Consider the following 25,934-nt stretch of genomic DNA (forward strand, 5'->3'; position numbering starts at 1 on the left):
GAGCGCAAGCCCTAGGGGACAATGCTTAAAAACTGGCCCCAGACGCGCCATATTGTGAGCTAAAACACTGCAGTTTTGGCGAATTGCCCCCTCTCCCCCACCTCGAACGCCCACCCTATGGAAGTCATACTAAAGGTGGAGCCCCGGGGGAGTGCCCCGGGGCTGAGGAAAACAACGCTCCAATGACGTCCTAGAAATCCCAGTCGTCGTCAGTAGTGTTCTCTGCTTTGCCGATCACGTAAGACGAACCCGAACCAGAGAAGAAGTCATGGTTCTCGTCCGCGTTCGGCGACAGGGCCGACAAGATAGCCGGCGAGACCTTTGTCTCGTCAGCAGGAAACAGTCCTTCATAGCCCAGATTATTAAGCGCCTTATTGGCGTTGTAGCGCAGGAAGCGCTTCACGTCCTCAGTCCAGCCGAGCTCGTCATAGAGATCCTCGGTGTACTGGATTTCGTTTTCGTAGAGATCATAGAGCAGATCGAAGGTCCATTCCTTCTGCTCATCCCGCTCCGCTTGGCTCAGCTTCTCAAGGCCACGCTGATACTTGTAGCCAATGTAGTAACCGTGCACGGCCTCGTCACGAATGATCAAACGAATCACATCGGCTGTGTTCGTGAGCTTCGCATGCGAAGACCAATACATCGGCAGATAAAAGCCCGAGTAGAACAGGAAGGACTCCAGCAGTGTCGACGCCACCTTGCGCTTCAGCGGATCATCACCCTCGTAGTAGTCGAGGATGATGTGCCCCTTGCGTTGGAGGTTTTCATTTTCCTCCGACCAACGGAACGCATCATTGATTTCTGGGGTTGACGCCAAGGTCATAAAGATAGAGGAATAACTTTTTGCATGGACCGATTCCATAAACGCGATGTTGGTCAGCACTGCCTCCTCATGGGGCGTCACGGCATCCGGCAACAAAGAAACAGCTCCGACCGTGCCCTGGATAGTATCCAGCATGGTCAGGCCAGTGAACACACGCATGGTGGTCTGCTGCTCAAGCTCATTGAGGGTGTTCCAGCTCTTAATGTCGTTAGACAGCGGGACTTTTTCCGGTAGCCAGAAGTTACCCGTCAAACGATCCCAAACCTCAAGGTCTTTATCATCGGGAATGGTGTTCCAGTTGATGGCAAGAATCGGTGCCTTGCGATCTTCGGGGTGCGCTTCATGCTGCGCCGGGGAAATAGGGGTGTGGTTGGGCGCCACCACGTGCTCCTCAGAGTGCTAGGGGATACGGTTTCAGTCCCTTCAACAGTACCCGCCCTCGGCGCTCAACGCTCCCCCGGGGACTTATGCGCCCCTAAGCTGCACTTTTTGGGTAAGGATAAAGGCAATAAGGGCAGCACACTCTAGGATGCGAGCCGCACAAACACTCGCTACACTGGTGCTCATGCAACTCAATGACACTCTCGCAAAAGCAATGAACAACCAGGTCACGGCCGAATACGAGGCCTCCATGATCTACCGCCAACTGTCCTTCATCCTCGACGATCTCGGACTTGTCGGTATGCGTGACTGGATGGCACTTCAGGCCGAAGAAGAGCTCGGACACGCCCAGATGTTCGCTGACCACATGCTGGCACGCGACGTCGTCCCCCAGATCGGCAGCATCTCCGTTCCCGAACTGTCCGTAACCAGCGCCGTCGAAGCTTTCGAAGCGTCGCTGGCTCACGAAGTCAAGATCTCCGGAATGATCCGCGACCTCGCAAAGCTCGCACAAGACGGAGGCGACTTCGACTCCCGCCCGCTGCTCGACGGCTTCCTCGCCGAGCAAATCGAAGAAGAGTCCACCGTCAAGGAAATCCTTGACCGCCTGCGCCTCATCGGCGAGGACGGCTCCGGTTTGCTGCGCATCGACGCAGAGCTCGGTTCCCGCGACGGCGACGACAACTAATCCCGCCAACACTGAAGCAAAATCCCGGCCCGATCACACAGATCGGGCCGGGATTTCCTATCTCCTGAGGTTACTAATTCAGCCAGATCGTCGCCAAGGCCCCCATATCTTCCAGCTTTTCCTGAATCACATCCAAAACCTCATCCAGGGGGCGAGTGTTGTCGACAATGAAACCTAGTTCATCATCGCCCAAGGGTTCGAGCGTCTCCAGCTGAGAATCCAACAACGAAGGCGGCATAAAATGCCCCTTACGGTTGGTCATGCGCTCCAGAGTCGTGTCGCGGTCAACGTCGAGTTGAATATGAACGACGTTTCCAAGGGCGTCACGCAAAATATCGCGGTAGCTACGCTTCAGCGCCGAGCAACTCATCACAGAATGATTACCCGCGACGTCTTCACGCCCCATCCAATCCCGCAGCTGCTTCAACCACGGCAAGCGGTCATGGTCATTCAGGGCGATACCCGCAGCCATCTTGTCCTTATTGGACTTAAGGTGAAAGCTGTCCGCATCGGCGACACCGACACCCATGCGGGCGGCGAGAGCCTCCGCCACGGTGGTCTTACCGCAACCGGAAACCCCCATGATGATGATGTGGAACAGCTCCTGCTGCGCCGAGTTCAATCCATTATGTGTGCCCACGTCACGCCTCCAAAAAACTATGTTCGCCGTCTAAGGCTACCGCGCTGACCTCTACAGGGCAGCGCCAGCAGCAAACACTGCGACAGCCAAGGCAGAACGGAACTTGGACTACAGCCCGCCCACCCCGAAGCCGAAGCAATGCACACGCACATGGCGCTCGCGACGTCAATAGGCGATCAAGACCCCCACGCAGCTGCCGCGCACGCACGACAGCTGCTCCACGAAGTCCGAGAAGCCCTCGGACTCACCGCAATACCCCCAACCCACACGGGCTAGAGCATGCAGCTCACGCAGCCCTGAACCTCAGTTCCTTCGAGGGCTGTCTGGCGCAAACGGATGTAGTAAATCGTCTTGATGCCCTTACGCCACGCGTAAATCTGCGCGCGGTTAATGTCGCGGGTAGTGGCTGTGTCCTTGAAGAACAACGTCAACGACAGCCCCTGATCCACGTACTTCGTCGCCACAGCGTAGGTGTCGATGATCTTTTCAAACCCGATCTCGTACGCATCCTGGTAGTACTCCAGGTTGTCGTTGGTCATGTACGGCGCCGGGTAGTACACGCGACCGATCTTGCCTTCCTTACGGATCTCAATCCGAGAAGCAATCGGGTGAATAGACGACGTGGAGTTGTTGATGTAAGAAATCGAACCTGTTGGCGGAACTGCCTGCAAGTTTCGGTTGAACATGCCGTGCTCCGCGACGTCCTGCTTCAGCGCAGCCCATTCCTCAGCACTGGGCGTGTGAATACTGGAATTAGCGAACAGCTGCTTGACCTTATCCGTCTTCGGGGCGAAATCTTCCGGATCGAAGCTGTCGAAGAACTCACCCGACGCATACGCGGAATCCTCAAAACCTTCAAAGCGGACGCCGCGTTCCTTGGCGATCTGGCAGGAAGCCTTGATGCATTCAAACATCACGGCCGCGAAATAAGCGTTGGTGAAGTCCAGCCCTTCCTCGCTGCCATAGAAGATGCCTTCCCGGCCGAAGAAGCCGTGCAAGTTCATCTGGCCGAGGCCGATGGCGTGCGCTGCGTCGTTGCCCTTTTTAATCGAGGGAACAGAATCGATGCTGGTCTGCTCGGACACGGCGGTCAATCCACGAATAGCGGTTTCAATGGTCTTGGAGAAATCCGGGGAATCCATCGCTTTAGCGATGTTCAGCGAACCAAGGTTGCAGGAAATGTCCTCGCCGATGTGGCTGTAGCTGAGGTCCGGGTTGAATTCGGACGCGGTAGAAACCTGCAGAATTTCGGAGCACAAGTTCGAGTGGGTGATGCGGCCAGCAATGGGGTTTGCCTTGTTCACTGTGTCTTCGAACATGATGTAGGGGTAGCCAGATTCGAACTGGATCTCCGCGAGGGTTTGGAAGAACTGTCGTGCGTTGATCTTCGACTTACGGATACGGGGATCCTCGACCATTTCTTCATAGTGTTCAGAAATCGGCACGTCGGCGAAGGGCTTGCCGTAGACACGTTCCACGTCGTAGGGGGAGAACAGGTACATGTCGTCGTTGCGCTTGGCCAGTTCGAAGGTGATATCCGGGATGACCACGCCCAGCGACAGCGTCTTGATGCGGATTTTCTCGTCCGCGTTTTCGCGCTTGGTGTCCAGGAACTTCATGATGTCCGGGTGGTGGGCGTGCAGGTATACCGCTCCGGCGCCTTGGCGTGCACCCAGCTGGTTGGCGTAGGAGAAGGAATCTTCCAGCAGCTTCATCACGGGGATGACACCGGAGGACTGGTTTTCGATCTTCTTAATGGGCGCGCCTGACTCACGCAGGTTGCTCAGCAGCAGGGCAACGCCGCCGCCTCGCTTGGACAGCTGGAGTGCGGAGTTGATGGCTCGCCCGATGGACTCCATGTTGTCTTCGATGCGAAGCAGGAAGCAGGAAACTGGTTCGCCGCGTTGTTTTTTGCCGGAGTTGAGGAAGGTTGGGGTGGCGGGCTGGAAGCGACCGGCCATGATCTCGTCAACCAGGTGTTCAGCGAGTGCTGTGTCACCGTCGGCGAGGGTCAGTGCCACCATGCAGACGCGGTCTTCGTAGCGTTCGAGGTAGCGTCGGCCGTCGAAGGTCTGGAGCGTGTAGGACGTGTAGTACTTGTAGGCGCCGAGGAAGGTTGGGAAGCGGAATTTGACTGCGTAGGCCCGCTTGAAGAGGGCTTTAATGAAGGCGAAGTCGTATTTGTCGACTACTTCTTGTTCGTAGTAGTGGTTGTTGACGAGGTAGTCGAATTTTTCTTCCAGGTCGTGGAAGAACACGGTGTTTTGGTTGACGTGTTGGAGGAAGAACTGGTTGGCCGCTTCCCGGTCTTTGTCGAATTGGATAAGGCCGTCTTCGTTGTACAGGTTAAGCAGGGCGTTGAGTGCGTGGTAGTCCATGCTCTCTGAGGCGGCGTTTCCAGTTACGCTGGCACCGAGGTGTGCGTCCATAGGTTTTCTCCTGTGTGCGTGGGGTTTGTTGTCTATGTATGACGTCGCGGGGGTTAGGCGACGCGTGGGGGTTGCAGGCCCAGTGTGGCTGCGTTGGCGATCAATCCATTGCGTAGGGTTGCGACGTCTTCGTCGTTGCCCATGAGTTCGAAGCGGTAGACGTAGGGGACGTTACATTTGGCGGCGATGACGTCGCCTGCTTTGCCAAAGTCACTTCCGAAGTTGGAGTTACCACCGGCGACGACCGCTCTGATGAGGCTACGGTTGTGCGGATTGTTGAGGAATTTTACGACCTGTATGGGGACGGGTTTTCCTTGTTTACCACTGATGGATACTCCCCCGCCGTAGGTGGGGCATACGAGGACGTATGGCTCATCTACGACGAGTTCGGGCTCGTTGGCTCGGAGCGGGATGCGCACGTTGGGCAGCTGGAGTTTGTCTACAAAACGGCGGGTGTTTTCGGTCGCTGATGAGAAGTAGACGACGAGCACGGTGGGCTCCTGGTTGCTGGACTGCGGTGCGCGGGGTGGATAGAAGTAACGCCCGATTCTCCGTGGGGGAATTCGGGCGTGCGGTGCGCCTGTTAGGCGACCTGTGCGGCGAGGCTGCGGATGCGCTCTGGGCGGAATCCGGACCAGTGCTCGCCGCCAGCTTCTACGACGGGCGCCTGGAGGTACCCGAGTGCCATCACGTAGTCGCGTGCTTCGTCATCGAGGCTGATGTCTACGACCGTGTATTCAAGGCCGGCACGGTCAAGTGCTTTCTTGGTAGCGGTGCACTGGACGCAAGCGGGCTTGCTGTAAACGGTGATAGCCATAAGTCTTCCTTGGGTTCAAGCTCTACGAGTGACGGTTTCTTGGGGGTTTGTGAAGGCTTCCCCTCATCACCAAGAAACACTATACGTTGTGGTAATTTTCCGCAAGTAGCACTATATATAGTAGTTACATCAAGGGAATTCCCAGGATACGAACTAAGCGAGCACAACATCTTGTCCCCCGCGCACGGGTTGAAATTACAACGTTGTCGCACACCTGAAGTCCGCCCACCCCCACACCTCTGAATAAAAAGAAAAATCCCAGCACAGGGCACCCGAAAAAAGATCCAAGTGTTACTTATTTCACCCTTACCGGAAAATGTATTCTTTGCCCTCTAAGCATAGAAAAAGCGGGCTGGGTAAGAATTACTTACCCAGCCCGCTTCGGGGGCGCATAAAAATTTAGCCCTGGCGAGCCTTGAAACGCGGCTCTTTCTTGTTGATCACGTAGACCTTGCCACGACGGCGCACAACCTGGGCGCCCGGCTTGTTCTTCAGCGACCGAAGGGACTTGCGGACCTTCATCGGGCGCTCCTTTCTGCTCTGAGGGCCAATACCAATCGCAGGCACAACAGCGCTACGACACGAAGAGCAATATTAACCAATCAGCGCCAAAAAACCAAACCCTCTAGCATGGGGATCATGATAAACGAGACACGCGCGGCCATTGTCGCTGCCCTGCACACCAAAAAAACGATCGACCCGGCCGCCGAAGTCCGCTCTAGGATCAATCTCTTGAAGGACTACATCACCAATTCTGGCACCGCCGGATACGTGCTCGGAATTTCCGGCGGCCAGGATTCAACGCTAGCCGGCCACTTGGCGCAGATCGCCTGCGAAGAACTCCGCAGCGAGGGGACACCAGCGCACTTCACCGCTGTCCGTTTGCCTTATGGCGTGCAGGTGGACGAGGACGATGCCCAGATGGCTTTGGAGTTCATCAATCCGGACGACACTGTCACCGTCAACATTAAAGCCAGCGTCGATGCCATGGTTGCCGCCCTGGATGATGACGCCGCGTCGGGGATCTCCGACTTCAATAAAGGCAACGTGAAGGCTCGCATGCGGATGCTTGCCCAGTACGCGGTGGCGGCTGAGCGCAAGGCTTTGGTCATCGGCACTGACCACGCAGCGGAAAATGTCACGGGGTTCTTCACGAAGTTTGGTGACGGGGCGGCGGACATCATGCCACTGTTCGGGTTGTCGAAGCGCCAGGGGGCACAGCTACTTGAGCACCTGGGCGCCCCAGAGCGGGCATGGCAAAAAGTTCCAACAGCCGACCTTGAGGATGACCGTCCTGCACTGCCAGACGAGGTCGCGTTGGGCGTGAGCTACCGCGAGATCGACGACTACATCGAGGGGGCGGTACCCGACGATGTAATCCCCGCGCGAGCACACGAGCGTTTGGAGCATCTGTGGCGCATCGGAGAGCACAAACGCCACCTACCGGTCACTCCATATGACCAGTGGTGGCGTGCACAGCTCTAATTCTTAGTAGCGTTGTGGCTCTTCGCCGAGGTGAAACTTGCGGCCGCTGACGCTATTCGGGGTGACTTTTACGTAGTTGTATTTCAGCGTCGGCAGCCAAGGGGTGAGGTCCAAGCTATCTGCGTGGTGGATGGCTGCGGCGTCTTGGAGAACCTCCGCAGTGCCTTTGACGATCACTGACCATGCATCGTGGTTGTCTAGGTCAACGTGATCGGCTTCGAACAGCACATCGTTGTTCAAAGAGAGACTGAACAGCTTGTTACCTTCGGATGTGCGAAAGTAGATCGCGCCGCCATCTACGACGAAATTCACTGGGAAGATATCCATATCGTCGCTTCGGCGGACGACGACGCGGCCTAGTTGTTCGGTTCCCATCAGCTCGAGGGCGGCTTCGGTGGACAGTTGTGTGAAGACTTCGTTGTCAGACATGGCCCCATACTACTCCGACCCGCCCCCATAGTGCGATACTTCCATCACACTAAACAAAAATTGAACTGCCGATTACATGATTGGGAAAATATAACCTAGCCCTCTGACCTGCTGCTCCCCCGAAAACAGCAAGACCCCTCACCTAAAAAGATGAAGGGTCTTCTTGTGGAGCTAACGGGACTCGAACCCGTGACCCCCACACTGCCAGTGTGGTGCGCTACCAGCTGCGCCATAGCCCCTTGATAAACAAGGTGAAAGCCTCTCGAACGAGGAACTCCCTGCGGCCTCAACCGTGATCGGTCGTTGCCAGCCCTTGATAATCTACATCACCAGCCAAACGACTGGCAAACACCAAGCATAAGGCACAAATTGTGGGGGCTACAACGCCCCCACACTCAAAGAGCCTCAAGGCTTAGTTCGTTACTTCCTTAATCCAGCTGGTCCCGTCACGAAGATCAAGATCCTTGCCGTCGTAGAGGATGTGTGGCGAGCTCACCTTGCCAATGGCAGCCTTCAAAGAATCAGCACTAGCGTTAGCAAAGTCCTTCATCGCGTCCACATCAGCGCCATCCTTAATATCCTTAACGACATCATCAGGCACGTTGTAATCCACCGCAGCGTCACCATACTTGGCATTATCCCAGTTGGAAGTACGCAGCATGGTCTGGTCACGCATCAGCATCGCGCGGTAATTCCAGTACCCCTGAGCGTCACCACTTTTCGCAATAGCCAAGGCCGCGGCACCCGCACGTGTGGAATTGGCTTCCGTGCCCTGATCTATAAAGTTCAGACTGCGAACGTTGACAATGAGCTTGCCTTCTTCGATTGCCTTGAGCATGTCGGCGTCCGCTGCCTCCGCCAATTCTGCGCAGTGGGGGCACGAGTAGTCCTCGTACAGGTCAACCTGCGGAGTATCGGCAGTCGCAGCGGGAGACTTCAGCGTAATAGCGTTGTCCTTGTAGGACACCTCGAGGTTATCGACCGCAACCATGGACGCTTCGCGCTGTTCAGTCTGCGCTTTGTTACCACTGATCACGATGTAGCTAATCACACCGAGCCCGAGGACGATGATAACTAGCAGCGCGATAATGAAGCCGTAGCTTTTCTCATTGGGGTTTTTTACTTTGGTACTCATTATTTCCTATAAGTGTTGTGTTGATTGCCGCCATCCAGCCCGTTTAAGGCCACACAGCCAGCTTGTTTAGTGGTTTCCACGCAACGATCGCAGCCAGAGCGATAAATGCGGTGTCCCGGAGGATCTCCTTGACGTAGGCCCATGGGCTTACGGAAGAATTGTAGCCCCCGCCGCCGAAGCATCCGCAGTCGATGGTCAAACCACGCGCCCACGCAGATGCGATACCTGCGATAAAAGCGAGGAAGATCAAGGCAGAAAGTAGCGATGTCGCGCGCAAAAATATGCCAAGCACAAGCAAGACACCCAAAGCCACCTCAAGCGGCGGCAAAGCCAGGGCGATGAACCTTTCCGCGGCGTCAGGAAAAAGTTCATAAGCACGCACAGACAGCAACGTGTCGCCGGGGTTTTGCATCTTTAAAACGCCGCTAGCAATCCACACAGCGGCTAAAGCAAAACGCGCCAGCAATGCCACGGCGTCCATAGCCGACCAGCCAGTCCGAACGGTCATAGAACCGGAGTCCACTCCAACAGGCCTGCCCCTGAGCTCAGCCCCACAATCATCAGTAGCCACGACAACACACGCTACACGACACCAAGAAGAAAACCACCGGCCCCTGTGAGTGCGATAGCAACATCACAGCAAACACTCTGCTGCTTCACAGCAAGGGCCGGTGCAACACCACTACGAACCTAGCACCGCCGACACCAACGCCTGAGCCTCCTGCTGAACCACAGCAAGATGCTCCTCCCCGTTGAAGGATTCAGCATAAATCTTGTACTTATCCTCAGTACCCGAGGGGCGAGCAGCAAACCACGCGTTGTCCGTCACCACCTTTAGGCCACCAATAGGAGCACCATTACCAGGCGCACTGGTGAGCTTCGCAATGATCGGCTCGCCCGCCAGCTCAGTGGCAGTGACCTGCTCCGGCGACAGCTTCTTCAGCACCGCCTTCTGTTCGCGATTAGCGGGAGCATCAGTGCGGGCATACACGGGCGCACCAAACTGGGCCTCCAACTGCGCATAACGCTGCGAGGGCGTCAAACCAGTACGCGCGGTGATCTCCGCAGCCAACAGATCAAGGATAATTCCATCCTTATCCGTCGACCACACAGTGCCACCCTTACGCAGGAAGGACGCACCAGCAGACTCCTCACCACCAAAACCAACACTGCCGTCAATCAGCCCCGGCACAAACCACTTAAATCCGACCGGAACCTCAACCAACGTCCGCCCCAGATTCGCGACCACGCGGTCAATCATAGAAGAACTCACAAGAGTCTTACCGACAGCCGTGTTCTCCCCCCAACCAGGACGATGCGCAAACAAGTAATCAATCGCCACAGCAAGGTAATGGTTGGGATTCATCAACCCCGCGTCAGGGGTGACAATCCCATGGCGGTCAGCATCAGCATCATTGCCAGTCGCCAAGTCAAAAGTCCCACGATTAGCAACCAGCGACGCCATAGAATCAGGGCTCGAACAGTCCATACGGATCTGACCATCGGTATCCAAAGTCATAAAACGCCACGTCGGATCAACCAGCGGATTAACCACCGTCAGGTTCAACCCATGAGCCTCCGCAATAGCACCCCAGTAATCGACCGAAGCACCACCCATCGGGTCAGCACCAATCGACAATCCTGACGCCGCGATTGCCTCCACGTCCACAACATCCGGCAAGTCCGCAACATAATGCGAACGGAAATCAAACAACTGGCACCGAGGATCGCGCACTCCTGCGACACTCGTGCGCTTCACCCCATCCAAACCAGCGCGCACATACTCATTCGCACGGGCTGCGATCCAGTCCGTAGCATCAGTATCAGCCGGACCACCATTAGGCGGATTGTATTTAAAGCCACCATCACGGGGCGGATTATGCGAAGGCGTAATCACAATCCCATCAGCACGCTTCGGGCTCACCCCCAGCACCCCACCCTCCAGCGCAGCATTATGCGCCAAAATAGCGTGCGACACGGCAGGCGTAGGCGTGTAACGCCCCGCGGCGTCAACAATCACCTCAACATCATTGGCCAACAGCACCTCAAGGGCGCTAACCATCGCCGGCTCAGACAACGCGTGGGTATCCCGCCCAATGAACACAGGCCCCCCAATCCTCTGCCCCCGACGATAATCCACAATCGCCTGCGTCGTAGCCAGAATATGAGCCTCATTAAAAGCCCCATCCAACGCCGACCCCCGGTGGCCCGACGTACCAAAAACAACCTGCTGATCAGGGTTTTCAGGATCCGGCGACAAAGTGAAATACGCCGTCACAAGTTGAGCAACATCAATCAAATCCTCCGGTCGAGCAGGTTGACCAGCGCGGGGATCAGGCATCGGAGACTCCTCCAAAAAGGGTGTAATTTTTCTCTTCCTCCACCAATGCTAGTCCCCCACACAACACTTTGTGCGATAGTATCCAAGAGCCAACCCGTTGTGACCTATACCTCTAAAGCGCGTAGTCTTGCGCAACCAGAGAGGCACACAAGGCAACCAGCACAACCAACCACTATCACCAAAAAACAAAAAACAACGACGTCGCGAACCACACGTGGCGTAAGAAAGGCAACCACCGTGGATTCACTCATCAGCGCCCTAGACACGTTCGACTCATTCGTATGGGGACCATTCCTACTCATCCCCCTACTACTAGGCTGTGGTGCCTTTCTCACCATCCGACTCAAAGGCCTACAATTCCGAGCACTCGGCCGCGCCTTCCGACACGGACTCATCGACGGATCCGACGAAGGCAGCGGCGACATCACCAACTACCAAGCACTCACCATGGCCCTCGCCGCCACAGTCGGCGTCGGCAACATCGTCGGCGTCGCAACAGCCATCTCCATCGGCGGCCCCGGCGCCCTCTTCTGGATGTGGATCACCGGCCTACTAGGCATGGCCAGCAAATACGCCGAAGCATTCCTCGGCGTCCGCTTCCGCACAACCGACAGCCGTGGCGAACAAATCGGCGGCCCCCAGGTATACCTCTCACGAGCAATCAAAGGGCCCCTCGGCAAAACCCTAGCCACCACCTTCGCCCTCTTCGCCGTATTCGCATCCTTCGGTATCGGCAACATGACCCAATCCAACGCCATCGCCGCAGGACTCCAAGACACCTTCGGCATCGACCCCTGGATCACCGGCGTCATCGCCTTCATCCTCGTCGGCACCGTCCTCCTCGGAGGCGTCCAATCAATCGCCCGCGTCACCTCCGCCTTCGTCCCCATGATGATCATCATCTACATCGTCGGGGCCATCATCGTACTCATCGCCCACGCCCACGCAATCCCCAGCGCCCTCCACTTGATCTTCACCGACGCATTCACCGGAACCGCAGCCACCGGTGGCTTCGTCGGCTCCGGTATCCTCCTCGTCATCCAAATGGGCGTCGCCCGCGGCCTCTTCTCCAACGAATCCGGCCTAGGTTCCGCACCCATCGCCGCCGCAGCAGCCCAAACCACACACCCAGTCCGCCAAGGCCTCGTCTCCATGACCCAAACCTTCATCGACACCATCATCGTCGTCTCCTTCACCGGACTCGTCATCATCTGCACCGGCACCTGGAACGCCGACGTCAGCGCCGGAAACATGACCGCAGCAGCCTTCTCCGCAGGCCTCCCCGGACAATGGGGCGGCACGATCGTCTCTATCTCCGTCGTATTCTTCGCATTCTCCACAATTCTCGGATGGTCCTACTACGGCGAACGCTGCCTCACCCGCCTCATCGGCCCCCGAACATCCATCATCTACCGCATGATCTTCACCATGGTCGTCTTCGTCGGAGCCACCACCTCCCTCACAGTCGTATGGACCATCGCCGACATCCTCAACGGGCTCATGGCACTCCCCAACCTCATCGGCCTCCTCGTCCTCTCCGGACTCATCGCCCGAGAAACCGCCGCCTACCTCAAATTCGACCCCAAGCTCAAAGCAACCCCCGAAGAAGTACGCAATTACGTCAAGGCCGAAGGCACCGGCTGGACATAAAACAGCCACACACCACAACGATCAACGCAGCCCCTTCTCAACGAGAAGCAGGCTGCGTTATTGTTTTCCCATGACCCCCACCAAAAACACCTGGAGCTTCCCCAAAGCCCCCAACACAACAAAATACACACACCATGACGCCGCGATGGTCGCCCTCGGCGCACCCCTCGGCGTCCTCGCCTACCTAATCATCAGCAGCCTCATCCCCACCACCGCCGCACTCTTCCTATGCAACACCGCAGGAAGCTTCCTCATGGGCTGGCTCCAACCCAAAAACCCACTAATCAGCATGGGCATGCTCGGGGGATTCACCACCTACAGCGGATACGCACAAGCCATACACGCCCCACTCCCAAGCCACCCAACAACAGCCACACTCATCCTCATACTCATCCCCACCCTCGCCATCACCGGCTACCTCACAGGCACCAAACTCCACCACGCAACAAGGAGCAACGGTGGTGCACGAAACTAACCTCCAACACCTCATCGAAGCACCCCACCTCGCCCCCACTCTCCTACTCGGCGCAGCACTGGGCGGACTCATCCGCTACCTACTCCACACCTGGCTAGGCCCCTACAAAGGAACCCTTACCGCAAACATCACCGCCTCCCTCATCCTCGGAACCCAAACCACCCCGCCCGAGACCTACACAACATTCCTCACCAACGAACAGTTCTACCAACAACTAACAACACATTTCTTCATCGCCACCGGGCTCTGCGTCGCCCTATCGACATGGTCCACCCTGGCCCGCGAAACCGGCGACCTCATCCGAAACCACCAAGCCAAACAAGCCACCACATACCTCGCAACCACCATCACCCTCAGCCTCCTGGCCTACCATCTCGCAACCACCATCACCCTCAGCCTCCTGGCCTACCATCTCGGAAGCATCCTCAGCCTCAACTCATAGAGCCTTGTGGGTGTGTGGGGTTGTGTCTTCACTACACACACCCCCCTACCGGTCGGGTTCATAATCATTCAGCCCCACACCCACACACCCCACACACCCCAATACCCGAACAATACCCCATGTTATAAACACACAAAAAGAAGGGAAGACGCCACCGAACAAACGAGTGACGCCTTCCCAACAATCAAGACTGTATATAATTATTGTTTTTTGTTTTAGGCCGGCGGCGACCTACTCTCCCACACACTCCCGTGTGCAGTACCATCGGCGCAGGTGAGCTTAGCTTCCGGGTTCGGAAAGGGACCGGGCGTATCCTCACCGCCATCAACCACCGACACAACCAACACCCCACAAGGCGATGCTAGGTGTGCTGTTTCAGACACTGCATAGTGGACGCAAACATTCAATACATTCGAGCTAAACACCGTTGTAAGCAACCCCCCATCATCAACGGATGGGTGTTTTGGGTGTGTTCGGCGCATTAGTACCAGTCACCTCAACACGCATTACTACGCTTCCAGCTCTGGCCTATCAACCCCCTAGTCTAGAGGGCACCTGATTCATGAAACCTTATCTCGAAACAGGCTTCCCGCTTAGATGCTTTCAGCGGTTATCCCTTCCGTACGTAGCCAACCAGCCATGCCACGGGCGTGACAACTGGCACACTAGAGGTACGTCCGTCCCGGTCCTCTCGTACTAGGGACAGCCTTTCTCAAGTTTCTACGCGCGCGGCGGATAGAGACCGAACTGTCTCACGACGTTCTAAACCCAGCTCGCGTGCCGCTTTAATGGGCGAACAGCCCAACCCTTGGGACCTACTCCAGCCCCAGGATGCGACGAGCCGACATCGAGGTGCCAAACCATCCCGTCGATATGGACTCTTGGGGAAGATCAGCCTGTTATCCCCGGGGTACCTTTTATCCGTTGAGCGACACCGCTTCCACAAGCCAGTGCCGGATCACTAGTCCCTACTTTCGTACCTGCTCGACCTGTCAGTCTCACAGTCAAGCTCCCTTGTGCACTTACACTCACCACCTGATTGCCAACCAGGCTGAGGAAACCTTTGGGCGCCTCCGTTACTCTTTAGGAGGCAACCGCCCCAGTTAAACTACCCACCAGGCACTGTCCCTAACCCAGATCATGGGCCGAGGTTMAGATATCCAATACGACCAGAGTGGTATTTCAACAACGACTCCCACASAACTGGCGTCATGTGATCACAGTCTCCCACCTATCCTACACAAACCGAACCGAATATCAATACCAAGCTATAGTGAAGGTCCCGGGGTCTTTTCGTCCTGCCGCGCGTAACGAGCATCTTTACTCGTACTGCAATTTCGCCGGGCCTGTGGTTGAGACAGCAGGGAAGTCGTTACGCCATTCGTGCAGGTCGGAACTTACCCGACAAGGAATTTCGCTACCTTAGGATGGTTATAGTTACCACCGCCGTTTACTGGGGCTTAAATTCTCCGCTTCGCCACCAAAGTGACTAACAGGTCCTCTTAACCTTCCAGCACCGGGCAGGCGTCAGTCCATATACATCGACTTATCGTCTTCGCATGGACCTGTGTTTTTAGTAAACAGTCGCTTCCCTCTATTCTCTGCGACCACCACCAGCTCAAAACCAGTCTGTCACCAGCAGTGGTCCCCCTTCTCCCGAAGTTACGGGGGCATTTTGCCGAGTTCCTTAACCACAGTTCACCCGATCGCCTTAGTATTCTCTACCTGACCACCTGTGTCGGTTTGGGGTACGGGCCAGATGGAAACATCGCTAGATGCTTTTCTCGACAGCATAGGATCACCAACATCCCCCAACAAGGGGTACGCATCACGCCTCACCCACCATGCACAGCGGATTTACCTACCATGCGGGCTACACGCTTACACCACAATCCACTCAGTGGCTCGGCTACCTTCCTGTGTCACACCATCGCTTGGCTACTACCAGATCAGATCCCACGCATCCACACCAACAACAATCCAAAAGACTGCCATCAGGCTTCAGGGCGGTTAGTATCACTGATTCACCACGGGCGCTTCCATCCGGGTACCAGAATATCAACTGGTTGTCCATCGACTACGCCTGTCGGCCTCGCCTTAGGTCCCGACTCACCCTGGGAAGATTAGCTTAACCCAGGAACCCTTGGTCATCCGGCGGATGAGTTTTTCACTCATCATTCGCTACTCATGCCTGCATTCTCACTCGCACACACTCCACCACAACGATCACTCGGCGGCTTCACATTATGCACGACGCTCCCCTACCCACCCACACACAAAMRTRTGAGYGCCGCGGCTTCGGCGGTGTACTTGAGCCCCACTACATTGTCGGCGCAGAACCACTCGACCAGTGAGCTATTACGCACTCTTTCAAGGATGGCTGCTTCTAAGCCAACCTCCTGGTTGTCTTCGCGATCCCACATCCTTTTCCACTTAGTACACGCTTAGGGGCCTTAGCCGGCGATCTGGGCTGTTTCCCTCTCGACTACGAAGCTTATCCCCCGCAGTCTCACTGCCGTGCTCTCACTTACCGGCATTCGGAGTTTGGCTGATGTCGCTAAGATGTTGGTCCCGCTAAACCATCCAGTAGCTCTACCTCCGGCAAGAAACACACGACGCTGCACCTAAATGCATTTCGGGGAGAACCAGCTATCACGAAGTTTGATTGGCCTTTCACCCCTACCCACAACTCATCCCCTCAGTTTTCAACCTAAGTGGGTTCGCGCCTCCACAACCTCTTACAGCTGCTTCACACTGGCCATGGGTAGATCACTTCGCTTCGGGTCCAGGACATGCCACTCATTCACCCTCATTAGGATTCGGTTTCCCTACGGCTACCACACACGTGTTAACCTCGCGACATGCCGCTGACTCGCAGGCTCATTCTTCAAAAGGCACGCCATCACACCACACAAGGGCGCTCTGACGGATTGTAAGCACACGGTTTCAGGTACTATTTCACTCCCCTCCCGGGGTACTTTTCACCATTCCCTCACGGTACTCATCCGCTATCGGTCAACTTAAGTATTCAGGCTTACCGGGTGGTCCCGGCAGATTCACAGCAGATTCCACGAGCCCGCTGCTACTCGGGAAACACAACCATTACCACACACACACTTTCACCTACCGGGCTCTCACCGTCTACGGCGGGACATTCCAATCCACTTCACCTAGCATGCGCGACTATCACGTAACCAAGAACCGGCAGATCCTCGACGTTATGCTCCCACAACCCCACGCACGCAACCCCTGCCGGGTATCACACGCACGCAGTTTAGCCATCATCCACGTTCGCTCGCCACTACTAGCGGAATCACAATTGTTTTCTCTTCCTACGGGTACTGAGATGTTTCACTTCCCCGCGTAACCTCCACACCACCTATACACGTTCAGTGATGGGTAACCGCCCATAACGACAGCTGGGTTTCCCCATTCGGACACCCTCGGATCAACGCTCGTTTGACAGCTCCCCGAGGCCTATCGCGGCCTACCACGTCCTTCATCGGCTTAAGTTGCCAAGGCATCCACCGTGTGCCCTTACAACACACACAAAAAACACTTACAAGGCAAAATCAAAAAATAAAGATGCTCGCGTCCACTATACAGTTCTCAAACAACACACCCCACACACAATCACCAACCACCATCACGGCCAGCAACCCCACATGGAGCAAGAAACAACACGCCACACACAAAGCGACAAGTGCTGTTCCAGACACCCAACAATGCACCAACGCACCCTTTTCTYWAAGCAGTGTGAAACACCAAACAATTTCTTTCCATGCCTTACCGTCTGCTGCAACCCCACCACCACTTGGTGAGGGTGTGCATCCACCCAAAAACAATGCGTGTTCCACACAAAAAAYAATAAACTCCTTAGAAAGGAGGTGATCCAGCCGCACCTTCCGGTACGGCTACCTTGTTACGACTTAGTCCCAATCGCCGATCCCACCTTCGACAGCTCCCTCCACAAGGGTTAGGCCACTGGCTTCGGGTGTTACCAACTTTCGTGACTTGACGGGCGGTGTGTACAAGGCCCGGGAACGTATTCACCGCAGCGTTGCTGATCTGCGATTACTAGCGACTCCGACTTCATGGGGTCGAGTTGCAGACCCCAATCCGAACTGAGGCCGGCTTTCAGCGATTCGCTCACCCTCACAGGCTCGCAGCGCGTTGTACCGACCATTGTAGCATGTGTGAAGCCCTGGACATAAGGGGCATGATGATTTGACGTCATCCCCACCTTCCTCCGAGTTAACCCCGGCAGTCTCTCATGAGTCCCCACCAWAGTGTGCTGGCAACATAAGACAAGGGTTGCGCTCGTTGCGGGACTTAACCCAACATCTCACGACACGAGCTGACGACAACCATGCACCACCTGTATACAGACCACAAGGGAAACTACATCTCTGCAGCGATCCTGTATATGTCAAGCCCAGGTAAGGTTCTTCGCGTTGCATCGAATTAATCCACATGCTCCGCCGCTTGTGCGGGCCCCCGTCAATTCCTTTGAGTTTTAGCCTTGCGGCCGTACTCCCCAGGCGGGGCGCTTAATGCGTTAGCTACGGCACAGAAGACGTGGAAGTCCCCTACACCTAGCGCCCACCGTTTACGGCATGGACTACCAGGGTATCTAATCCTGTTCGCTCCCCATGCTTTCGCTCCTCAGCGTCAGTTACTGCCCAGAGACCTGCCTTCGCCATCGGTGTTCCTCCTGATATCTGCGCATTTCACCGCTACACCAGGAATTCCAGTCTCCCCTACAGCACTCAAGTTATGCCCGTATCGCCTGCACGCCCGGAGTTAAGCCCCGGAATTTCACAGACGACGCGACAAACCACCTACGAGCTCTTTACGCCCAGTAATTCCGGACAACGCTCGCACCCTACGTATTACCGCGGCTGCTGGCACGTAGTTAGCCGGTGCTTCTTATACAGGTACCGTCACAAAAGCTTCGTCCCTGTCGAAAGAGGTTTACAACCCGAAGGCCGTCATCCCTCACGCGGCGTCGCTGCATCAGGCTTCCGCCCATTGTGCAATATTCCCCACTGCTGCCTCCCGTAGGAGTCTGGGCCGTGTCTCAGTCCCAATGTGGCCGTACACCCTCTCAGGCCGGCTACCCGTCGACGCCTTGGTAGGCCATTACCCCACCAACAAGCTGATAGGCCGCGAGCTCATCCCCAACCGAAAAAACTTTCCACCATCACACACTAAAGGATGGTCCTATCCAGTATTAGACCCAGTTTCCCAGGCTTATCCCGAAGTTGAGGGCAGATCACTCACGTGTTACTCACCCGTTCGCCACTCGAGTACCCAAGCAAGCTTAGGCCTTTCCGTTCGACTTGCATGTGTTAAGCACGCCGCCAGCGTTCGTCCTGAGCCAGGATCAAACTCTCCATAAAAAATCAGCCCAAAAGCATCAAAAAAATGACAGAGCCAAAACCTAGCAACCAGTAAAAACTGGCAAAAAACACGATCATGGCGCATCCGACGAGGAAAAACCACCACAACCAAAACAGTTCATATTTACACAGCCAACCACACAAACACACACGTGCAAGCGCAAGCTGCTGGTACACACAAACAACAAACACCACAACACAACCACCACACAGTGACAGAAAAATGCCATGGCGCATGAAAAAAACACTTAAAAAAAGTACATTGGCACACTATTGAGTTCTCAAACAACACCACCACAACCACCAAACCGCACAAAACCGTGCAACCAGCTGCCGTAGCGACCCCGATAAATTTACACACCCCACACCAAACACACAAACCCCCAGGCCAGAGCATTAAAAGAGGGTGTTGCGAAGACACCGCAACACCCTCAGAAGGGACTCACCGCCTATTTAACGGCTACTCACCAGGTACACGCTCTACCTGCGCCCCCAAAGCAGTGAGGTTCTCAACGAAGTGCGGGTACCCACGATCGATGTGATAGACGTCGTGCACTTCGGTAACACCATCGGCGCACAAAGCCGCCAGAACCAAACCCGCCCCAGCCCTAATATCGGAGCTCCACACAGGCGTAGAGCTCAACTGTTTCTGCCCACGCAACACCACATGGTGCCCATCCACTGACGCGTCCGCACCAAGACGCAGCATCTCATCCACAAAGCGGAAACGCGATTCGAAAACGTTCTCTGTAATAACGCTCATTCCGTCAGCGACCGCAGCTAAACCAATCGCCATCGGCTGCAAATCCGTGGGGAACCCCGGAAAAGGCAAGGTCTGATAGTCCACCGCGCTAGCCCGACGATCCATTACCACCCTAAAACCATTCTCGTACGTCTCGACCTCTGCTCCGGCAAGCCTGAGCTTTTGCAGAGGCAAATGGAGATGCTTGGGCGAAATACCGCCGACGGTCACATCTCCCTGAGTCATCGCCACCGCATAGGCCCAAGTACCTGCAACAATGCGATCCCCCACGACGTCATGCTCAGCGGGATGCAAACGATCTACGCCTTCAATAGTGAGCGTGTTCGACCCAGCGCCGGTGATCCGAGCACCCATCTCATTGAGCAATTGGCACAGATCGACAATCTCTGGTTCACGCGCTGCGTTATCCAAGGTGGTGGTGCCCTTGCTCAGCACCGCTGCAGTCAGAATATTTTCCGTCGCACCAACCGACGGGAAATCCAACTTAATGTGTGCACCGTGCAGCTCCCCAGCTTCGGCAACAACACAACCATGCTGGATGTGGGTAGTCGCCCCAAGTTTTTCCAAGCCCGTTTGGTGCATGTCTAAGGGTCGAGAACCGATGGCGTCACCACCCGGCAGCGCAACCTTCGCGCGACCGCATCGAGCAGTCAGCGGACCCAGCACGCAAACGCTAGCACGGAACTGTCGCACAGCATCGAAGTCTGCATCCGCCTCAAGGTTGGCAGGGGTCGTAATGTGCACATCCGAACCATCGACGACAACCTCGCACCCCAAACCACGCAGAACCTCCGCCATCAGCGGAACATCCAAAATCTCCGGGCAGTTGTGCAGCGTCGTAGTGCCCTCCGCAAGAAGAGCAGCCGCCATGAGCTTAAGGACGCTGTTTTTAGCGCCACTCACCTTCACTGCTCCGCTCAGCCGAGCTCCACCAGCGACCAAAAAGCGATCTTTCACGCATCCCAGCCTAGCCGAGCCCCGCGTTTCGTGAACGCCCACGCTCCAGCCCACGCCCCGCGACGCGGCGTCAACAATGTCATTAGAATGGTTTTATGGCTGTGCATCTCACGAAAATCTACACTCGCACCGGAGACAACGGAACCACCGGATTATCCAACTTCGACCGCGTACCCAAAGACGACCCACGCCTCGTTGCCTACGCCGATTGCGAAGAAACCAACTGCATGATCGGGCAGGTTCTGGCGCTCAGTTCCCCCAATAATGACGTCGCGGAGGTCCTGCGCCGCGTACAAAACGAACTGTTCGATGCTGGCGCAGACCTGGCAACCCCCATCGAAGACAACCCCCAATACCCCCCGCTGCGAATCCTGCAAAGCTACATCGACCAGCTAGAGCACGACTGCGATCGCTTTAACGAAAAACTCGGGAAACTGGATTCGTTCATCCTGCCTGGAGGAGCACCCACCGCAGCACTGATTCACACCGCGCGGGTGGTGTGCCGCAGAGCAGAACGGGCCGCCTGGGCTGCAGTAAGGGAATTTCCCGACACCACATCCGCCCTGCCTGCTCAATATCTCAACAGGCTGAGCGACCTGCTGTTTATCGTGGGCCGGGTGGAAAACCTCGATGCCAACGGTGAATCAATGGACGTCCGCTGGGTGCCCGGCTCACACCGGCAAAACAAAACCCAACAGAGCTAAGCAGCACTGCTGGGTCGGTTGGGTCACGAACAGATTGAGTGCGGGATCAGGGAATCGCACCCATGCGGCGTGCCGCATTGACAGCTTCGTACCGGGTGTGTGCGCCGAGCTTACGCATCACCGAACGCAAGTAGCTCTTCACCGTTTCCGCCCCAATGCCCATTTCTTCCGCTGCCTCAACATTGGTGTGACCCAAAGCGACGCAGGCCAGCACATCCAGCTCGCGGGCAGAGAGCTTGGTCGTGGCCTGAATACGCACCGGCGCAACCATCTGGTCGCAGATCTCTTCAAGCTCACCGCGAATGTTGATGTCATCAATCCTGTTGCAAATCATCCGCAGACGCGAGTGGGCGGCACGGATCTGCTCCCACTCGGCACTGTTCATTACGCGACCACTGCGCTGTGCGACGGGGTGCTCGGGGTCCTGCTGCTCCAGGGCATCGGCCACAGCAAAATCTTGCTCGAGCTTGCGTGCGGTCATGGTGACTTCTTCAATCACCTTGTCGCCGAGACGCACGGGTGAATGCACGCCTACGTACAGAACGCCGCGGACACGACGGTTGACAATGACTGGCACAGCGACGATGGAATACAGCCCCTCGTCCTGAATAGCCTTGTCGTATTCGTGGCTAATGACGTTGGCACGCGTGTAATCACTAACGCCCACCGGACGGCGGGTGGCCATCACGCGTCCACCCACACCGCATCCCGACGCGATGGTGAGATTCTGTAGCGCAGGTGTCCGCAAACCCACCCATGCACCAATTTGTAGACGATCCTCGCCAAGGCATTCCGCGTACATAGTTACTGGAATTCCTGTAGCTGTCTTCAACGAAGTAAGCGCGTTTCGAATTGCTTCTTCGTCGCTTTTGACGCGTAGCGCCTCCACACGGGCCTCCTGGGTGCAATTGATCGTGATCAGCACGTTGAGTATAAACCAACTCCGGGGGTAAAGGAGCCGTTTCCAGATGCCCGATTGTTCGCCAGCAATGCCCGTTTTACCCCTCCACACCCCACCCCTACAGCAGTCCTACTACCCCTAGAATGACCGAACGGACATATATGCCCATGTAATCGGCATGTTCACCCCCTAGCACCACACCCCCTGTTCTCAGGTAAATTTCAGGCAAGTCTCGGATCACTACGCCATCCCAACCTCACAACAAGGCCCCTTCATGTGAAAAAAGTCACCTTTATTTGGGCGCCTGGAATGACTACAATCTGCTGTAGCAACATGAGCAACATAATTGAGCGCCAAACAGCGCCCGATAGTCGAGGGAACCCGGTGCAAATCCGGGACTGTCCCGCAACGGTAATCGTGTCTAAACAACACGAAAGTCCGATACCTCCATGTTGTGCCGCCCTTTAACCACAAACACGGCCACAGGCGGCCCGGCTGATGCCCGCGGACAGGCACACACGGGAAGAAATGTGCGAGCCAAAAAATTTAATAGTGACGCCCCGTGCATGCCACACATTGCCCCCTCACGATGGCACTGTGACGGCGGGTCCGCCTCCTTACCGGTGTCTGCGGCTCATACTGATACCCGGCAACAACGCACCCACCGCAACACATCAACGCGGCGTCATTAGATCGCAAAAATTTTTTGGAATTGATTCCCCCTGCCCCGCGGGCACTCAACCACCCACCAGACGCGCGCTAAAGCTAATCCTCCAAAGTGGAGCAGGGAACATAGCGGTCCGGATCCACCAACTTCAGCACTTCCTCGCCCTTACGGGGACGAGAAGAAGCAGGAATACCAACAGCGATATGTCCCGGGGGCACGTCCTTAGTCACCACAGCATTCGCCCCCACCGCACTACCAGCGCCAATAGTGATCGGCCCCAACACCTTTGCCCCGGCGCCAATAGTGACATTGTCACACAGCGTTGGGTGCCGCTTCGTCTGCGTCAACACCTGCCCACCGAGCGTCACCCCGTGGTACAGCATCACGCCATCGCCGATCTCGGCGGTCTCCCCCACCACAACACCCATGCCGTGGTCAATAAAAAAGCGCCTGCCGATCGTCGCCCCGGGATGGATCTCTACCCCGGTCAGAAACCTCGCAAGCTGGGAAATAACACGGGCCGGCCCCTTGATACCCCGCACCCACAGCGCGTGCGCGATCCGATACATCCAAATAGCATGCAGACCCGAATACACGATGGCGTTTTCTACAGCGCCACGTGCAGCCGGGTCATTATCACGTGCATTGTCTAGGTCTTCGCGCACCGCACCCACAATCGAGGCGAGTAGGTGCAGCGGACGGGGAAGCCTGACGGATCGAAACATACAGAAACTTTAGAATTCTGCGCGGATATCCTCAAACAGAGGGGTAGACACGTAGCGCTCGCCGTAGTCGCACGCGATGGTAACAATACGCTTGCCCTTGTTCTCCGGGCGCTTCGCCAACTCCAGTGCGGCGGCAATGTTAGCACCGGTGGAGATGCCACCAAGGATGCCTTCGTCTGCGGCAAGTTTGCGTGATGCAGCAATGGCATCTTCGTTGCTGATAGTCAGGACCTCGTCCAGAATCCCCCGGTCGAGCACCTCGGGAATGAAGTTCGCACCAATGCCCTGAATCTTGTGGGGACCAGCTTTCCCCGTGGTCAGCAGCGCTGATGCTTCGGGCTCCACACCGTAGACCTGCACCCCTTCACGACGCTCCTTCAGCACGCTGCCGACGCCAGTGACTGTTCCGCCGGTACCGAAGCCGGCGACAAAAATGTCGACGTTTCCATCGGTGTCTTCCCAGATTTCCTCCGCGGTGGTCGCACGGTGGATCGCGGGGTTGGCGGGATTAGCAAACTGGCGGGCCAAGATAGCACCGTCACGTTCCGCCACGATTTCATCAGCCTTATCCACTGCGCCCTGCATACCAGCGGGCCCCGGGGTGAGGATGATCTCCGCACCGTATGCCCGCAGCATGATGCGACGTTCCATCGACATGGTCTCGGGCATAGTGAGCACCACGTTGTAGCCCTTCGCTGCGCCCACCATTGCTAGCGCGATACCTGTATTTCCTGACGTCGCTTCAACGATGGTGCCGCCAGGTTTCAGGGATCCATCGGCCTCCGCGGCGTCAATAATCGCATTGCCAATGCGATCTTTGACGCTGTTCGCAGGGTTGAAGAACTCCAATTTGACGAGAATTTCGGCGTCGATGCCTTCGGTGATGGTGTTGAGTCGGACCAGGGGGGTGGACCCGATGGTCTCGGTGATGTTGTTGAGGATCTTTTCAGCCATAGTGGACAGCCTACACCATATATAGACAGATCGGTCACTAATCGGCCGTACTAGTCAGTCTACTTTTAGGCCCTCACGGGGGTAGCACAGGCATATTGTCCCAGCATGCAGGCCAATGAATTCTCCACCACCCGCCCTCATCTGGTAGATTTTAGCCGTTGGCACAACAGGGAATGCCGAACGCTCCGGCCCTACAACCGGGCGCCAGTCGGCAGCGGCCCTCGCCACTGTAAGCCCCGCACGTTTCAACGACGCCGCGTCGACACACCCACTGCCCCACCACCTGGAGGCGGGAAGGGTCCGAGGTCACACCACAGCCGGGCAAGCCAGGACACCTGCAACCAACACGCCTTATAACCACGGCTCGCGAGGTGACGAGCCACATAAGTTCCAGAAAAGAGGCAACCTCTCATGCATATTGCAGAAGGCTTCCTACCTGCCATGCACTGCGTCGGATGGGCCGCAGCGTCCGCCCCCTTCGTCATCCACGGCGCCTACGCAGTCAACAAGCAACTCAAAGAAAAGCCCGAAACCGGCCTCCTCCTCGGCGCAGCCGGAGCATTCAGCTTCGTGCTCTCCGCCATTAAGATGCCCTCCGTTACAGGCTCTTCTTCTCACCCAACCGGTACCGGCCTCGGCGCCGTCCTGTTCAAGCCCCCAGTGATGGCACTGCTCGGCGGCATCGTGCTGCTGTTCCAAGCACTCCTACTGGCACACGGCGGCCTGACCACCCTGGGTGCCAACATCTTCTCCATGGCGATCGTCGGCCCATGGGTAGCCTACGGAGTGTGGCGCGGAATGCGCGGCGCACACCTGCCGGCATCGTGGGCAATCTTCTTCGCCGCAGTTCTCGGTGATTTCTCCACCTACTGTGTCACCGCAACCCAGCTGGCACTCGCCCACCACGCAAACGGCTTCTGGAGCGCATGGTCGAACTTCCTCCTGCTCTACGCCCCCACCCAGGTGCCCCTCGCCCTTGCCGAAGGCATCGTCACCGTGCTCGTTTTCTTCGCAATGCGCACCACCGCTGCCCGCGATCTGCTCACCCTCGGAGTCCTCAAAAAATCCGAACTCACAGCAGCTACCCCCGCAGCAGCACCCGCAGCCTAAAAACAGATACAGCAAA

22 protein-coding genes, 1 tRNA gene, 3 rRNA genes and 2 riboswitches are annotated in these 25,934 nt (G+C 56.4%); of the genes, 8 read left to right on the forward strand and 18 right to left on the reverse strand.

Annotation, left to right across the window (positions count from 1 at the left end; translation table 11 throughout):
- Positions 1-190: 190 nt before the first annotated feature.
- On the reverse strand, positions 191-1,183 hold the full coding sequence (gene nrdF / locus CARG_RS08005; RefSeq protein ID WP_041747745.1) for a class 1b ribonucleoside-diphosphate reductase subunit beta: 993 nt from the start codon (positions 1,181-1,183) through the stop codon (positions 191-193).
- Positions 1,184-1,388: 205 nt separating this feature from the next.
- Here nrdF and CARG_RS08010 point away from each other — a divergent pair, with 205 nt between their 5' ends.
- Complete coding sequence (locus tag CARG_RS08010; protein WP_041747747.1) at positions 1,389-1,892, forward strand: ferritin; 504 nt, start codon at positions 1,389-1,391, stop codon at positions 1,890-1,892.
- 73 nt (positions 1,893-1,965) lie between these two features.
- Here the strand turns inward: CARG_RS08010 and CARG_RS08015 are convergent, their stop codons facing one another.
- Positions 1,966-2,532: a gluconokinase gene (locus CARG_RS08015; protein WP_021012146.1), complete on the reverse strand. Its 567-nt coding sequence runs from the start codon at positions 2,530-2,532 to the stop codon at positions 1,966-1,968.
- A 138-nt stretch (positions 2,533-2,670) separates the two neighbouring features.
- Between CARG_RS08015 and CARG_RS10305 the strand changes: the two genes are divergently transcribed.
- Entirely contained in the window at positions 2,671-2,808 is a 138-nt protein-coding gene (locus CARG_RS10305) for a hypothetical protein (protein WP_160292022.1), read from the forward strand.
- On the opposite strand, the gene nrdE is transcribed toward CARG_RS10305, so the two are convergent.
- The 4 genes from nrdE to ykgO all read right to left on the reverse strand — a co-directional run bounded on the left by nrdE (position 2,805) and on the right by ykgO (position 6,300).
- Positions 2,805-4,961 carry a class 1b ribonucleoside-diphosphate reductase subunit alpha gene (nrdE, locus tag CARG_RS08020; protein WP_021012147.1) on the reverse strand — a complete coding sequence of 719 codons (2,157 nt, stop codon included), beginning with the start codon at positions 4,959-4,961 and terminating at the stop codon, positions 2,805-2,807. The genes CARG_RS10305 and nrdE overlap by 4 nt on opposite strands.
- Positions 4,962-5,014: 53 nt before the next feature.
- Entirely contained in the window at positions 5,015-5,452 is a 438-nt protein-coding gene (gene nrdI / locus CARG_RS08025) for a class Ib ribonucleoside-diphosphate reductase assembly flavoprotein NrdI (protein WP_021012148.1), read from the reverse strand.
- Positions 5,453-5,544: 92 nt separating this feature from the next.
- Complete coding sequence (gene nrdH, locus CARG_RS08030; RefSeq protein ID WP_021012149.1) at positions 5,545-5,778, reverse strand: glutaredoxin-like protein NrdH; 234 nt, start codon at positions 5,776-5,778, stop codon at positions 5,545-5,547.
- Between the two features lie 399 nt (positions 5,779-6,177).
- Complete coding sequence (ykgO, locus tag CARG_RS08035; protein WP_005511141.1) at positions 6,178-6,300, reverse strand: type B 50S ribosomal protein L36; 123 nt, start codon at positions 6,298-6,300, stop codon at positions 6,178-6,180.
- 108 nt (positions 6,301-6,408) lie between these two features.
- On the opposite strand from ykgO, the gene nadE reads away from it, so the two are divergent.
- A complete protein-coding gene (gene nadE, locus CARG_RS08040) occupies positions 6,409-7,263 on the forward strand; it encodes an ammonia-dependent NAD(+) synthetase (protein ID WP_407637000.1) in 855 nt (284 codons plus the stop codon).
- A 3-nt stretch (positions 7,264-7,266) separates the two neighbouring features.
- Here the strand turns inward: nadE and CARG_RS08045 are convergent, their stop codons facing one another.
- From CARG_RS08045 to pgm, 5 genes are all read right to left on the reverse strand, one after another.
- Positions 7,267-7,692, reverse strand: a complete 426-nt coding sequence (locus tag CARG_RS08045; RefSeq protein ID WP_021012151.1) for a pyridoxamine 5'-phosphate oxidase family protein — start codon at positions 7,690-7,692, stop codon at positions 7,267-7,269.
- Between the two features lie 166 nt (positions 7,693-7,858).
- Positions 7,859-7,931, reverse strand: a tRNA-Ala gene (locus CARG_RS08050).
- 173 nt (positions 7,932-8,104) lie between these two features.
- Positions 8,105-8,827 carry a DsbA family protein gene (locus CARG_RS08055; RefSeq protein WP_021012152.1) on the reverse strand — a complete coding sequence of 241 codons (723 nt, stop codon included), beginning with the start codon at positions 8,825-8,827 and terminating at the stop codon, positions 8,105-8,107.
- 43 nt (positions 8,828-8,870) lie between these two features.
- The gene (locus CARG_RS08060) at positions 8,871-9,335 is read right to left on the reverse strand and encodes a MauE/DoxX family redox-associated membrane protein (RefSeq protein WP_021012153.1); all 465 of its coding nucleotides are present in this window, start codon (positions 9,333-9,335) and stop codon (positions 8,871-8,873) included.
- 174 nt (positions 9,336-9,509) lie between these two features.
- Positions 9,510-11,168 (reverse strand): phosphoglucomutase (alpha-D-glucose-1,6-bisphosphate-dependent), encoded by a 1,659-nt coding sequence (pgm, locus tag CARG_RS08065; protein WP_021012154.1) that lies wholly within the window; start codon positions 11,166-11,168, stop codon positions 9,510-9,512.
- Positions 11,169-11,405: 237 nt separating this feature from the next.
- Between pgm and CARG_RS08070 the strand changes: the two genes are divergently transcribed.
- The 3 genes from CARG_RS08070 to CARG_RS08080 all read left to right on the forward strand — a co-directional run bounded on the left by CARG_RS08070 (position 11,406) and on the right by CARG_RS08080 (position 13,735).
- Positions 11,406-12,818, forward strand: a complete 1,413-nt coding sequence (locus CARG_RS08070; protein ID WP_021012155.1) for an alanine/glycine:cation symporter family protein — start codon at positions 11,406-11,408, stop codon at positions 12,816-12,818.
- Between the two features lie 70 nt (positions 12,819-12,888).
- On the forward strand, positions 12,889-13,293 hold the full coding sequence (locus CARG_RS09720; protein WP_021012156.1) for a CrcB family protein: 405 nt from the start codon (positions 12,889-12,891) through the stop codon (positions 13,291-13,293).
- On the forward strand, positions 13,280-13,735 hold the full coding sequence (locus tag CARG_RS08080; RefSeq protein ID WP_169733216.1) for a fluoride efflux transporter FluC: 456 nt from the start codon (positions 13,280-13,282) through the stop codon (positions 13,733-13,735). Before CARG_RS09720 ends, CARG_RS08080 begins: the two co-directional genes overlap by 14 nt.
- A gap of 218 nt (positions 13,736-13,953) precedes the next feature.
- Here CARG_RS08080 and rrf read toward each other — a convergent pair.
- The 4 genes from rrf to murA all read right to left on the reverse strand — a co-directional run bounded on the left by rrf (position 13,954) and on the right by murA (position 20,857).
- Positions 13,954-14,071: ribosomal RNA gene (gene rrf, locus CARG_RS08085) — 5S ribosomal RNA — on the reverse strand.
- A gap of 124 nt (positions 14,072-14,195) precedes the next feature.
- Positions 14,196-17,286, reverse strand: a 23S ribosomal RNA gene (locus CARG_RS08090).
- Positions 17,287-17,615: 329 nt separating this feature from the next.
- A 16S ribosomal RNA gene (locus CARG_RS08100) occupies positions 17,616-19,137 on the reverse strand.
- The 16S, 23S and 5S rRNA genes sit together here, the layout of an rRNA operon.
- Before the next feature lie 460 nt (positions 19,138-19,597).
- The gene (murA, locus tag CARG_RS08110; RefSeq protein ID WP_021012158.1) at positions 19,598-20,857 is read right to left on the reverse strand and encodes a UDP-N-acetylglucosamine 1-carboxyvinyltransferase; all 1,260 of its coding nucleotides are present in this window, start codon (positions 20,855-20,857) and stop codon (positions 19,598-19,600) included.
- Positions 20,858-20,952: 95 nt separating this feature from the next.
- Here murA and CARG_RS08115 point away from each other — a divergent pair, with 95 nt between their 5' ends.
- Positions 20,953-21,561, forward strand: coding sequence for a cob(I)yrinic acid a,c-diamide adenosyltransferase (locus CARG_RS08115; RefSeq protein WP_021012159.1), 609 nt, complete (start codon positions 20,953-20,955; stop codon positions 21,559-21,561).
- A gap of 46 nt (positions 21,562-21,607) precedes the next feature.
- Here the strand turns inward: CARG_RS08115 and ramA are convergent, their stop codons facing one another.
- From ramA to cysK, 3 genes are all read right to left on the reverse strand, one after another.
- Positions 21,608-22,450 carry an acetate metabolism transcriptional regulator RamA gene (gene ramA / locus CARG_RS08120; protein ID WP_041747757.1) on the reverse strand — a complete coding sequence of 281 codons (843 nt, stop codon included), beginning with the start codon at positions 22,448-22,450 and terminating at the stop codon, positions 21,608-21,610.
- Positions 22,451-22,778: 328 nt separating this feature from the next.
- A riboswitch (cobalamin riboswitch) is annotated at positions 22,779-22,929 on the forward strand.
- Between the two features lie 298 nt (positions 22,930-23,227).
- The gene (gene epsC / locus CARG_RS08125) at positions 23,228-23,854 is read right to left on the reverse strand and encodes a serine O-acetyltransferase EpsC (protein WP_021012161.1); all 627 of its coding nucleotides are present in this window, start codon (positions 23,852-23,854) and stop codon (positions 23,228-23,230) included.
- Positions 23,855-23,863: 9 nt separating this feature from the next.
- Positions 23,864-24,808, reverse strand: a complete 945-nt coding sequence (gene cysK / locus CARG_RS08130; RefSeq protein WP_021012162.1) for a cysteine synthase A — start codon at positions 24,806-24,808, stop codon at positions 23,864-23,866.
- Positions 24,809-24,940: 132 nt separating this feature from the next.
- Positions 24,941-25,165, forward strand: a riboswitch (cobalamin riboswitch).
- Positions 25,166-25,219: 54 nt separating this feature from the next.
- On the opposite strand from cysK, the gene CARG_RS08135 reads away from it, so the two are divergent.
- Positions 25,220-25,918, forward strand: coding sequence for an energy-coupling factor ABC transporter permease (locus CARG_RS08135; protein WP_021012163.1), 699 nt, complete (start codon positions 25,220-25,222; stop codon positions 25,916-25,918).
- Positions 25,919-25,934: the final 16 nt, after the last annotated feature.

Source organism: Corynebacterium argentoratense DSM 44202, from assembly GCF_000590555.1.
GTDB lineage: Bacteria > Actinomycetota > Actinomycetes > Mycobacteriales > Mycobacteriaceae > Corynebacterium > Corynebacterium argentoratense.

What these genes read in the sequence shown, in the direction of transcription:
- CARG_RS08010 (WP_041747747.1), top strand. Translation starts at nt 1,389, where the DNA reads ATGCAACTCAATGACACTCTCGCAAAAGCAATGAACAACCAGGTCACG.
- CARG_RS10305 (WP_160292022.1), top strand. Translation starts at nt 2,671, where the DNA reads ATGCACACGCACATGGCGCTCGCGACGTCAATAGGCGATCAAGACCCC.
- nrdE (WP_021012147.1), bottom strand. Translation starts at nt 4,961, where the DNA reads ATGGACGCACACCTCGGTGCCAGCGTAACTGGAAACGCCGCCTCAGAG.
- nrdH (WP_021012149.1), bottom strand. Translation starts at nt 5,778, where the DNA reads ATGGCTATCACCGTTTACAGCAAGCCCGCTTGCGTCCAGTGCACCGCT.
- ykgO (WP_005511141.1), bottom strand. Translation starts at nt 6,300, where the DNA reads ATGAAGGTCCGCAAGTCCCTTCGGTCGCTGAAGAACAAGCCGGGCGCC.
- nadE (WP_407637000.1), top strand. Translation starts at nt 6,409, where the DNA reads ATGGGGATCATGATAAACGAGACACGCGCGGCCATTGTCGCTGCCCTG.
- CARG_RS08045 (WP_021012151.1), bottom strand. Translation starts at nt 7,692, where the DNA reads ATGTCTGACAACGAAGTCTTCACACAACTGTCCACCGAAGCCGCCCTC.
- CARG_RS08055 (WP_021012152.1), bottom strand. Translation starts at nt 8,827, where the DNA reads ATGAGTACCAAAGTAAAAAACCCCAATGAGAAAAGCTACGGCTTCATT.
- CARG_RS08060 (WP_021012153.1), bottom strand. Translation starts at nt 9,335, where the DNA reads ATGACCGTTCGGACTGGCTGGTCGGCTATGGACGCCGTGGCATTGCTG.
- pgm (WP_021012154.1), bottom strand. Translation starts at nt 11,168, where the DNA reads ATGCCTGATCCCCGCGCTGGTCAACCTGCTCGACCGGAGGATTTGATT.
- CARG_RS09720 (WP_021012156.1), top strand. Translation starts at nt 12,889, where the DNA reads ATGACCCCCACCAAAAACACCTGGAGCTTCCCCAAAGCCCCCAACACA.
- CARG_RS08115 (WP_021012159.1), top strand. Translation starts at nt 20,953, where the DNA reads ATGGCTGTGCATCTCACGAAAATCTACACTCGCACCGGAGACAACGGA.
- epsC (WP_021012161.1), bottom strand. Translation starts at nt 23,854, where the DNA reads ATGTTTCGATCCGTCAGGCTTCCCCGTCCGCTGCACCTACTCGCCTCG.
- cysK (WP_021012162.1), bottom strand. Translation starts at nt 24,808, where the DNA reads ATGGCTGAAAAGATCCTCAACAACATCACCGAGACCATCGGGTCCACC.
- CARG_RS08135 (WP_021012163.1), top strand. Translation starts at nt 25,220, where the DNA reads ATGCATATTGCAGAAGGCTTCCTACCTGCCATGCACTGCGTCGGATGG.